Annotated in this window: 8 protein-coding genes and 2 pseudogenes; 3 read left to right on the top strand and 7 right to left on the bottom strand. The window is 39.5% G+C overall.

Annotated elements, in window-relative coordinates; genetic code table 11:
- Window positions 1–487: 487 nt before the first annotated feature.
- The 4 genes from GF617_RS13235 to GF617_RS13250 form a co-directional block, all read right to left on the bottom strand.
- A complete protein-coding gene (locus tag GF617_RS13235; RefSeq protein WP_057108454.1) occupies window positions 488–1,573 on the bottom strand; it encodes a hypothetical protein in 1,086 nt (361 codons plus the stop codon).
- The gene (locus GF617_RS13240; protein ID WP_057108453.1) at window positions 1,573–3,171 is read right to left on the bottom strand and encodes a restriction system-associated AAA family ATPase; all 1,599 of its coding nucleotides are present in this window, start codon (window positions 3,169–3,171) and stop codon (window positions 1,573–1,575) included. The genes GF617_RS13235 and GF617_RS13240 overlap by 1 nt, the downstream gene beginning before the upstream one ends.
- A complete protein-coding gene (locus tag GF617_RS13245) occupies window positions 3,168–4,697 on the bottom strand; it encodes a restriction endonuclease subunit S (protein WP_057108452.1) in 1,530 nt (509 codons plus the stop codon). Before GF617_RS13245 ends, GF617_RS13240 begins: the two co-directional genes overlap by 4 nt.
- 86 nt (window positions 4,698–4,783) lie before the next feature.
- The gene (locus GF617_RS13250) at window positions 4,784–6,193 is read right to left on the bottom strand and encodes an N-6 DNA methylase (RefSeq protein WP_057108451.1); all 1,410 of its coding nucleotides are present in this window, start codon (window positions 6,191–6,193) and stop codon (window positions 4,784–4,786) included.
- 149 nt (window positions 6,194–6,342) lie between these two features.
- On the opposite strand from GF617_RS13250, the pseudogene GF617_RS27130 reads away from it, so the two are divergent.
- Both GF617_RS27130 and mobC read left to right on the top strand, forming a co-directional pair.
- A pseudogene (locus GF617_RS27130) lies at window positions 6,343–6,511 on the top strand (IS3 family transposase); the annotation flags it as partial.
- Between the two features lie 249 nt (window positions 6,512–6,760).
- Window positions 6,761–7,253, top strand: a pseudogene (mobC, locus tag GF617_RS13255) (MobC family replication-relaxation protein); the annotation flags it as partial.
- A 275-nt stretch (window positions 7,254–7,528) separates the two neighbouring features.
- On the opposite strand, the gene GF617_RS13260 reads toward mobC, so the two are convergent.
- The 3 genes from GF617_RS13260 to GF617_RS13270 form a co-directional block, all read right to left on the bottom strand.
- On the bottom strand, window positions 7,529–8,632 hold the full coding sequence (locus tag GF617_RS13260) for a hypothetical protein (RefSeq protein WP_064388374.1): 1,104 nt from the start codon (window positions 8,630–8,632) through the stop codon (window positions 7,529–7,531).
- Between the two features lie 92 nt (window positions 8,633–8,724).
- Window positions 8,725–9,213, bottom strand: a complete 489-nt coding sequence (locus GF617_RS13265; protein ID WP_057108449.1) for a GNAT family N-acetyltransferase — start codon at window positions 9,211–9,213, stop codon at window positions 8,725–8,727.
- Complete coding sequence (locus tag GF617_RS13270) at window positions 9,210–9,503, bottom strand: DUF1778 domain-containing protein (RefSeq protein WP_038917748.1); 294 nt, start codon at window positions 9,501–9,503, stop codon at window positions 9,210–9,212. The genes GF617_RS13265 and GF617_RS13270 overlap by 4 nt, the downstream gene beginning before the upstream one ends.
- Window positions 9,504–9,991: 488 nt before the next feature.
- Here GF617_RS13270 and GF617_RS13275 point away from each other — a divergent pair, with 488 nt between their 5' ends.
- Window positions 9,992–10,468, top strand: coding sequence for a GNAT family N-acetyltransferase (locus tag GF617_RS13275; RefSeq protein ID WP_203451818.1), 477 nt, complete (start codon window positions 9,992–9,994; stop codon window positions 10,466–10,468).
- The last annotated feature ends 135 nt before the right edge of the window (window positions 10,469–10,603 follow it).

Genomic DNA, 10,603 nt, shown 5'->3' on the forward strand with positions numbered 1-10,603 from the left:
ACATTATTCCTTTTCCACCCAAGATCACAGTCATTTGACTCATCGCATACGGGTGGCTGTTATATGCAGAGAGATAAATGCTTTGGTCAATAAACAATATTATAGTTAGCTATTCTACGATAAAAACGATATGGTACAAATAGTTACTCTACTGCTATCATATGAAAAGCACATCAAAATGAAATATCATTTAATACCATAGCTTGCTAAACAGGTTAGAATAAATAAAAGAAACAAAAAAAACAAAACCTCCATAAAAATATGGTCACTAAAACTCTAAAATTATCTCTACAAATAATCTGCAACTATCAAAGATAGGCCTAACCCACCAAACCAAGCCTCCCAATAAAATACCCATCACGCCTCACAAATTTAAAAAAAAATGGTTTCTATATCATTAGCCCTCCATTCAAACCCTTAACTCAATTTTCATAAAAACGCCACACACAGGCATCTTATTAATTAAATTTTCTCTACTAGATTTATATCATGTATACAACATTAAATCCTCCAAAAAAGCTTTCATGTCATCTCCACGGTCAGGATCTAAACATTCAACATGTAATAGCTTAAAAACCTGTGCTTTCAAGAAAGCACGATCAGCAAGTCCGACCTGGAGAACAGAATCAATATATCCTGGAATAGAAGCAGCAATTTCATTGCCTAATAATTGACCTTGATTACTGCTTAAATACCATATGGAAAATTGCTCAAGCCAAAATCTAAAATCAACATCGAGGACGTCCCGTTTATAACGCTCTCTAATTTTAAAAATACGGTCCCAATTTTCAGCTTGCTCCTGCGGCTCACCAATAAATTTAATATCCCATTTTGGAAGTCTAATAGCACCTCTGATACTGCCCGCAAAAGGTATACTTTCGGATAAGCTAACTTTAAAAAATGGCCCATGGTAGGGATCTACACAATGCCGCCTATGCCCATCTTCATCAATTAAGACGTCTGTATTTTTTTTAAAATCAGAATTACACTCGCTACACATTGGCGGAAGATTACGAAAATCAGCTCCAGCAAAAGGATATTTAGAAATAGGCATAAAATGATCAAGGGCATGCCTTGGAGCCCCAGGTGCTCTTAAATACCCCAATCCACAGAATGGACAAATTCTCCATGGAAGGTGATAATAAATAGCTTCATAATGAATATCACGTAAGCATTTTCCCAATATATTTATAGTCGTTAGCTGTTTTTCAAAAAGAAACCGGAATAAATCATCGGCTACTTTTCGCATATTCTCTGGAAACTCACCAATTCCAGTACAAACTGAATCATCATATAAAACGTTAGGCAAAGAAGTTTGCTGTTCCATAGCAATCAACAATGCTTCTTGATTCACACGTTCTAATTCAATAAATTCCCTTAGAAAATTTAAAATACGATCTCTGATACCACTACGAGTCTGTAGCTGTAACCGCCGATTGGGTGGTATTATATCAGGCCATGAAGAAACATCACCACCATTAAGAATTGATCGCATAGAAACGTTCAATATATTAATAATTGTTGAATTTAACCAGTTTTCTTCTAGTGACAAGGGAGTGTATGTAAAAAGCATCAGTTACCTTTCTTTTTCAACATCCGTAAATGATTTGCCAAAAATGCTTTCTCGACAGACTGCCCAAACTCATTTAAAACCTGTTCAATTTTTTCTACATCATCTGATTTAAGTAACTCATTTATTCTCTCCTCGGCAATCTTTGATATAGGAGGGCTAATTTCAAAACAACTCTCAAGAATTCGGTCAAAAGTTGCCCCAAACGTTTCGATTTCGGGCTCTTTAACTATAATCTTGTCCTTATAGCGTGAAAATATTAATATTTGCTCTCTTGGCATATCAGATGGGACAAAAGGAGCGTGAGATGTAAGCAGAAGCTCCTGGTCATCTCTCGAACCTCTTAAATCCATTAAACGCTGAACAAACTTCACTCGCCATTGTGGATTGAAGTGTGATTCTGGCTCATCAAGAAGAAATAATGCATTCTTTTCGTTTATCATTGCGTATATACCAAGAATCAATGCTTGTTGATGCTCACCATCTGATAGTGACACATAGTCAACAGCATTCTTCCTTTCACCAACAGGCCAGAAACGAACTTCTTCAAAACCGAAAACCATATCCTCTTGTTGCGGTTCTGGTAACCGCGAGGCAAAACGGCGTTCCTTTACTGCCCTCTCTAAACGTTTACGAGCAGGTCTCGGAATCGCCAAATCATTCAATAATGCCAGTTTGTGTAGGGCACGATAAAGTGAGAAAGCATCATTCCAAAAATAGGAAAAAGCATCACGAGTAGCTTCATTTATAAAAAAGTCAAAAATATATGTCTCAGTTTTCTTATCTTCGGTCCAACAAGTCGCCGTACGTTTCAAAGACAAGATAATATTTTCAAGTTCATCGGTTAATTGAATACCTTTCCGCCCTGTATTTCTATTCCTTTTCACCGACGTTTTTGGCGCTGCCGAATGAGCCAAACGTACGACACAGCGACAAGAGGCAATATCTGAAAGACGAGCATGTCTCAGAATCTCATCTCTAATCTCTTGTTTTCCAAGCATAAGATTAGAGAATAACACCTCAAGATTGGTACCATAATCGATCATCATTAATCGATTATCTGGCAGGTTCATTGAGGCAGAATCCCCCAAAGCAGCTCCTGCCACATCGTTTGCATACCCGCTTCGACTGATCTGAAATGGCAAGCTCAGCGTCTCATTATCTCCAGATGTATAACCGATTACTATTGAAGGAAGATACTTACCAAACTCAGGTGAGTCAGTACTAATTGGTTCTTGCAAGCCATCACAATAAAGTTGAATGGGGCCAATATTTCGACCTTGCTTAGTTCGAACCAGCTTAACATCTGTTAGCTTATTATTACTATCAAGCCCAATAAGATAATTCAGTTCAAAAAGCACATCATTGTTAGCACTTGCTCGTTCTTCCTGAGGCGCATGTTCATGCCATGCGGCCTGAAAAATCTCTGCTATTAATTGTAAAAACTGGGACTTACCCGACCCGTTTGGACCGATTAAACAAAGAGGTGACAATGCTTCACCTTGTTTTCCATCCGCTCCACGCCCAAACCAGACCTCAAGCCCATCAAACAACCCCCCATTGGTAGAAGAGCTTTCTACTTTTAGGTAGCGTAGCCTCATTTTTTTACCCTCTGCAGATACATACTCGCAGTTTCCTTATCAAAAATCTGCTTTAGCCTAGGTTTTTCTTCTGCTAATAGTGCAAAAATTATATCTCGCATAGTGTCATATGGGATAGCATTTCGTTTAGCTATCTCTTCGAATAATAACCCCTTGTCAGGCCAATTTTTACTATCTTCTAATAGGTTTTCAATGGGATTCTTCATAATCGATTCCTTCTTTCGGCGTGCTTGTGATATTTCTTTTGTTACCGTCGTTTTCTCAGAATAAATTCGAGATAAAGAGATATTCACTGGTTCATCACTCAACTCTTGAGGAACTAGTTGACCTCGAAAAGCCATTTTATGTATTGCAGCATCAAGTTTCGGTAATAAATTATTCAGCGCAGCATGCTCAGCCATTACTCTATTTAGCAATTCGAATGATGCCTCAATACATCTCACTATCTGCTCTTGCTTTTCCATTTCCGGCAATACAATTTTTATTTTTCTTATATCATCAAGACGTAAGCCTGCCTTAATCGCACCCCGATTATTTTTTTTGAGGAGAATTTGTCCTTCGGGGCTTACCAAAAACCATGCTAAATAGCGAGATATCAATGGTGATTTTAGTCTCACTAAAGATATATGTTGGTTAACATATGCTTCTTCAAAATCGTCAGGAATAACGGCAACACGACCTAAATCTGCAGTTATAGTAACTAAAATATCCCCACCTTGAATACGTGTACGAGTTCCTTCGGTTCCACTTGGTGGAGCAACTTTTTGTTTATCAGAAAGGTCTAAGTCTATTGAACCACGTTTAGTATTCCCAACACGTAGGAATAGTGACCCATCATTGGAATAATATTTAGCCCAACCACGAGAACCACTGGTTACAAACTCAGCCAACTCATCAATAGTTGTATCAACCCCATCGACATGTTCAAAGACTAACCTAAGGATTGATTCTTTATATTTCTCAATTAAGGCTGGAATGCAATCAAGCTCATAATGTGCACGAATAATATGATCATTCTGCTTCTCTATCTTTGAAATAATACGTTTTTGCTCATTTAGCGGAGGCAAAGGTAGTGTATGTGTTTTTAAATAGCTGGCTGGAACCCGCTGCTGCCCTACAGCACCAGACATCACTTTTTGTGCCGCCTCACGAAAAGATTTTTGACGGATAAAACACCAAATATACTCTGGCAACACTGCTCCACGGCTTCTTAGAACATGGAACTCTGTTGAACCAAATCCAATACCGTTCTCTAAGCCGATAGCAACAGCTGATTTTCCATTTTCCATTGATGGTGTTATTTTTGCAAAGATAACATCATTCTCAGCAAATTGAGTAAATCCTTTATTCACCTCACGTAAAGGACGAACAACCCCATTAGTTATAGAACCTGATATTTCACTAACGGCAGCCATGGGTACGAATGTGACCATATCATCAAAAGTCAAATCAACAGACTTCCGCGGGTTTACATCAACGACATCTTCAAAAGTGACGTTAATCCAACCTCTCGGCAGCTTATTCATACTCCCCCCTTACTCACAACAGATATAGATAGACATGCCACGCGCTAAGAAATAACGGACTGGATTGCTAATCAAGTTAAACATTATCAATCCTTTAATTTTACGGTATCTGCAAGCTCATCTGCAATCGCCTCAATATCTAGTAGAGCAGAATTAAGATGACCAACAATTGCTGTCATTATTTCATCGATATCGGTCAAGTCGCTTACCGATTCATCATCGCTAAGCCAAGAAATATCTAGATTATCTCCCCGCTTGGCAATAGCCTCTCTGGTATAACAACGAAAACGACCATTCCCACCCTGATCTTGACGAGGGGACAATCCATATGGATCATCTCCAAAGCAATTAATGAAGTCTTCAAAGTGTTTATATTCAAGTGGAGAAGTCTTTCCGAATTTCGGCATGTTCGCACGCATATCGTAGATCCAAATATTCTTAGTCCTCTGGTTTTCATCGCCTTGCAGAGAGAAAAATAGAACATTTGTTTTTACGCCAGCAGCATAAAAAATCCCAGTTGGCAGCCGTAAGATAGTATGAAGATTGCATTTATCCATCAATTCCGTTCTTATTGCTTTTGCAACACCACCTTCAAATAAAATATTATCAGGAAGAACAACTGCAGCACGACCACCAGGTTTGAGGCCAAGGTAAATATGCTGTAAAAAAGCAAGTTGCTTATTGCTATTAGGAAATGGAATATCATTTCTTAGAGGGCGTTTGCTACCTGCTTTACTACCAAACGGTGGGTTAGCAAGTATAATATTTGCAGGTTCTAAGCTTTCCGCATCATCAGTAAGAGCATCTCCATAAATAATTTCCGCATCTAAACCGTGTAAGAAGGTATTCATCAAACAAATTCTACGAGTATTTTTTTCTATTTCTACCCCCTGATATTTAGGAGGGTTAGATTTATATTCTTTTATGGAATTAGCACGCAGAATATAATCATTAGCAGCCACAAGGAAACCACCACTTCCAGTAGCAGGATCTTGAATAAGCTCACCGAGGGCTGGTTTTGTTAATTTGACAATAGCCTCAACCAATGGTCGAGGCGTAAAGTATTGTCCTGCACCAGAACGGGTGTCTTGCGCACTTTTATCAATTAAGCCACTATAAAAATCACCAAATCCATCCTTACCCACTTGATGCCAATCGATTTTTGCAATTCCATCAATAACTGCCTTAAGGTTCTCTGAATGAGAAAAGACTGTCGTAGGAAACGCATAAATGGCTTTGATAACCTCATTTTCTACGGTTGCACCTAAGTGAGTAAGCGTCTCTTGATAAAATCCTAGCAGCCCCTCTTCACTATGTGACTCCAAATCTGCCCAACGAGCCCCCTCAGGGATAAGTGTCTCTGTCCCATTTTCTTCCGCGATTTTGAGGAAAAGCAAGTAGCTGAGCTCGGACACATACTGATAGTAAGTTATGCCGTCACCTCGCAAAATGTTGCAAAGGCTCCAGACTTTTTGGATGATGTTATCTTGTTTCATTTGCGTCTCAGGCTGAAAAGATTAGACTACTCTTTAGTGTGCCAGAACATGACTCAGCTATCTACGTGTAATAGCCCCCGTTTAAACCGGATACTTCAACAGTAAGACATAGGCATAGACCTATGTTTAACAACAGTCAAAACGATACTATGGTTGAAGTGTTATCAGAGCGTCACCGCCGTACCCTACAGGAAAAATTACCATTATCCACCAGACAATGAAGCCCGGCATGACCGTGTCTCATGTCGTACGCTTGCATGACATCAATGCAAACCAGATCGCAAGCAATATGAAAACGGTTCACTGGTGGCTGTTACATAGGGTGAGGGAGTGATACCTGCCTCCGGGTACCACCTTTCCTTTTTTATACCTCCTTACCAATCAATATATTTCTTTGATTCAATAAGTTGTCTTAAAAATCTTTTCCGATGCGTTTTGATTTATCCCTTCGTATCGGGAATTTGTGGATCAGATTGCGGGTCATTCAGTTCGACGAACGGGGGGGGGACCCTCATATGTTAACTGACAGCAAAATCCGATCCGCGAAACCTCTCGCAAAATCTTATAAGCTCACTGTGGGGGATCACAAACGACGGATTAGCCGTTGTCATCACGCCAGATGATGATGGTTTTCCTGCTCGGTTCGAGTCTTTGAAAATCACCGGCTGGATGCTGGAGCATCATCTTGATAACCAGCTCACACGGCTTATTCTGGAAAGAAAGGCGCTTATGGATGGGTTAGTTACACTTGTTCAACGTTCCGCAGCCTCTATCAGTTATATTATCACCTGAACGGGGTGATAACGTTACCAGACGGAACAGCCATCGCAGTAGAAACTGAGCACCGTCTGAAAACCAAAGCCCATTATCAGGTGATTATCACCAACCATTTGTCGACCCGCACGCAGCAACACTGGATGTACGTTTTCTATATCGTACCCACCCCGCAGATGAAACGCGTGATTGAGCTGCTGTTCAATAGCGTGAAAACGCCATCGTTAACCGTCAACACATCCCGCTGGAAGCGCGGCATCGTCATGTTTTCGGCTTTGATACATAGATCAATTTAATCTAAAATATCTTTGTATCTGTCCCAATATGGTAACTCCACTTCAACTTCTTTATTGGGATTACCATTTTTCGTACATCATGCATCAGACTAGTTTTTATTGACAGATGAATCTTGACCCCACCTCATTATCTATATGTATAAACTGCGGATAACAACATCAAAAATTGTTACCACATTGCAAACCATGAATATAGCATAATCATTTAAAATAACCTTGACATATTACAAAAACAATCACAAACCAAATTAAAAATCATTTTAATTTAAAATAATCTTATTATTTTCTTATCATTAAGCACGATTTCAACAAAGCTGCCCTTTCCTCGCACTACCCTTTCTTTTACTTCCTTTAAAATTTCATCTATTATATACCCCTCATTTTGATACGTATACTCCATGGGCATATTTACTATAAGTACCCTTTCATCTCCATATTCCTTTTCATGCTTTAAGTTTATTGCCCTTACAATTTTGTCAGGAAACATATCAAATTCCTTTTTCAAATCGTGCATATTTTTTACTGGCAAATATCCTTCTGGTGTGACTCTTTTTCTTATTGATAAGTAATGATGGTCATGATCAGGCACAGCAGATGTTATTTCTAATATAATAGCAAATTTATCGTTAAATATTTTTGCGTCAAAATTATCTTTTTTAATACCCAACTGAATGTATAAATCCTTCGGAATATTTTTATATTCAACATATTTTATTATTGGAAGGCACTCCTCCCTCAGCGTTTTATTCCCTTCATACTTACTCGAAAAAAAGCCATCATCAGCATACATATACTCATAATGCTCAGAATGACTGGTAATACTAATATAATCATTAATTGTTTTTTTAAATTCAGATAATTTCATTATAGCACTGACTTTAGAAATATCGAAAGTCGCTTTACTATAAGATTTTTCTCTTGGTGGATGCGTAGGTTCTATATACATGTCATAAGTAAAAACCATATGGCAATAATAGATTGCCAAAAAGGGATGCATGTAATTTTTAAAATTTTCATCATGATTATTGAAAGAGTATAGCTCATCGTCCTCCTTAATAAAAAAACAGTTCATCACATCATTTATATTGCTTTTAATAAAAGAATTTATATTTATCAAAATATCTTTTTCATTTACTGAAAAACTATATATCCAATAAAAATTCTCAGCTATGTTAATATCCTCATACTCTTGAAGGTAAACATCGACATCAAATTCATCTTTCACTTTCAACAAGATATCATTCATTTTCTTATTGAATTTTTTATAGCTACTCCATCCTAAAGTCGTATAAGGCACTCCCTGAGAAAAATTAATAAATGTATGTGATTGTGTACCTTCCATCTTTTCAAAAGAATTGATGTCAATCATATTACCCTCTATAAAGTTTAACTTACCATAATTGTAAACATTCCGAAAGAATAACATTCATTTCTAAATGGTACTGAAAAAATACTCTGAAATTAAAAACTCCCAACCAAATCCCCCAACGTCACCATCAGCATCATCGGATCTATCGGCGAAGGTTCAAACCCCACCCGTAGATAAAATTCCCGTGCCTCATCAGACAGCGCATGAACCAGCATCCCACGAATGCCGATAGTATCAGCAACCTGAATCACTCTTAGCCCAGCATCACGTACCAGAGCACGGCCAACACCTTGGCCATGCAATGACGTATCCACAGCCAAGCGCCCCAACATCACGACCGGGATAGGATCGGGCATATTTCGGCGAAAACGTCCGGGAGCTGAATTCATTGCTACAGCACTGGAAGCCAATGAGTAATACGCCAACACTTTTGAATCATCGCAACTGACGAAAGTTCGTGATGCTCCAGTGACCTGATTTTTCATCGCCCGTAGTTTTAGCCAGTTGTCCATAGACTCCACGCCGCAACAGAATGAAGATAGTACATGTTCGGCACGGAGTGGCTCAGGGGCGGAAATCATTTTTTCTGTTCCCACGGTGCAGGTGTTTGCATGGTTTTACGCAGCGCGGCATTCGGAGAGGGAGCTTGATCCAAACGGGCAAGGAATTCCTGATAAGCGTCGGGATCTGCCATGATGATGCGCTGATCGATCAACGCTTCCTCCGCGGCAGCGCGAGCAGCTTCAAGGACAAAATCGGTACGATTTTTTCCTCTGGCCTTAGCTGCACGATCAATCAGATCCCGTTCTGCGGGTTTGATGCGTAAATTCAGTGTTTCGCGTTTAACAGAAACGCTGTTCGTCGCTGGCATGATGTTATCCTCCGGCCTACTCTCTGGATATTAATCATACAGCAAATGTAACGCTAATGTCATTACGATTTATTAGACCATAGGGAATCGAACCAAAGGAACGAACCAGACATTTCTTTATCGCCTGTGCTACATCATTTTGATCTACATATGAAATTACGGGTCACAACACGGGTCTTGACAACTAGAGCGATTAATATTTATGCTAGATTTCAACTTAATAGAAAGCTGAATGTTCCCGAGTCCGGCACCACTATTTAGAAAAACCAGCCTTAGGGCTGGTTTTTTGCTTTTAAGCATTTCCGCCGATTCCTCATGATCTTATCGCGGAAAATCTATTCCCAATATCTTTCCTGACCAATACATAATTGCAGTCAATCTGACCACCTTTCTGTTTATCCTTAACAAACTATAAGTGGGCTATGCCAGTAGCAGATATAAGCTCTCATTGTCTACACTACGCCCTACCGACATAACAGGCTCAACCAATGATTATCTTCCGTTCAATGCATGAGGACGAATATCCTGGCTATCTGGAATACTTCATTCCAGATTACGCGCATGAAATTGCATCAAACTATCGACTTTCTGATAAGGACTCGCTCGCAAGAGCAAGGCAGGAAATAGCTGAAGACCTGCCGGAAGGCGTTAATACACCCGGGCAGATTTTGTTGTGCCTTATTTCTCGCTCAAACAATGCAGACAGGCATGTAGGTTATCTTTGGTACAAACCCGATACAGCCAAGCGTATCGTATTTATCTATGATTTTCATATTTTCAACTCCTGCCAAGGGAAAGGTCTGGGTAAGCAGGCTCTTCTGGCTTTTGAGCAGGAGCTAAGAGTGAAGGGTTTTGAGCAGATCAGGCTTCGTGTTGCCGGTGACAACACATGTGCTCAGCATGTCTATGAGGCTACAGGTTTTGGGGTTACGAGCGTTAACATGAGCAAGACAATAACAGATTGATGATCGATAGTACTGAGAGTCCCCCCCGATCTAACGACCGCGTCACACCACTAACAGGTCATGATACGTGTGAATTAACACTGGATGAGCATGTTATTGCTGTCGCCAGCGACACTGGGCTATCACTTCCAGTAC

Source organism: Lelliottia sp. RWM.1 (assembly GCF_016859735.1).
Classification (GTDB): domain Bacteria; phylum Pseudomonadota; class Gammaproteobacteria; order Enterobacterales; family Enterobacteriaceae; genus Enterobacter.

Excerpts from the sequence above, each read along its gene's own strand:
- GF617_RS13235 (WP_057108454.1), bottom strand. The coding sequence starts at position 1,573 with ATGCTTTTTACATACACTCCCTTGTCACTAGAAGAAAACTGGTTAAAT.
- GF617_RS13240 (WP_057108453.1), bottom strand. The coding sequence starts at position 3,171 with ATGAGGCTACGCTACCTAAAAGTAGAAAGCTCTTCTACCAATGGGGGG.
- GF617_RS13245 (WP_057108452.1), bottom strand. The coding sequence starts at position 4,697 with ATGAATAAGCTGCCGAGAGGTTGGATTAACGTCACTTTTGAAGATGTC.
- GF617_RS13250 (WP_057108451.1), bottom strand. The coding sequence starts at position 6,193 with ATGAAACAAGATAACATCATCCAAAAAGTCTGGAGCCTTTGCAACATT.
- GF617_RS13260 (WP_064388374.1), bottom strand. The coding sequence starts at position 8,632 with ATGATTGACATCAATTCTTTTGAAAAGATGGAAGGTACACAATCACAT.
- GF617_RS13265 (WP_057108449.1), bottom strand. The coding sequence starts at position 9,213 with ATGATTTCCGCCCCTGAGCCACTCCGTGCCGAACATGTACTATCTTCA.
- GF617_RS13270 (WP_038917748.1), bottom strand. The coding sequence starts at position 9,503 with ATGCCAGCGACGAACAGCGTTTCTGTTAAACGCGAAACACTGAATTTA.
- GF617_RS13275 (WP_203451818.1), top strand. The coding sequence starts at position 9,992 with ATGATTATCTTCCGTTCAATGCATGAGGACGAATATCCTGGCTATCTG.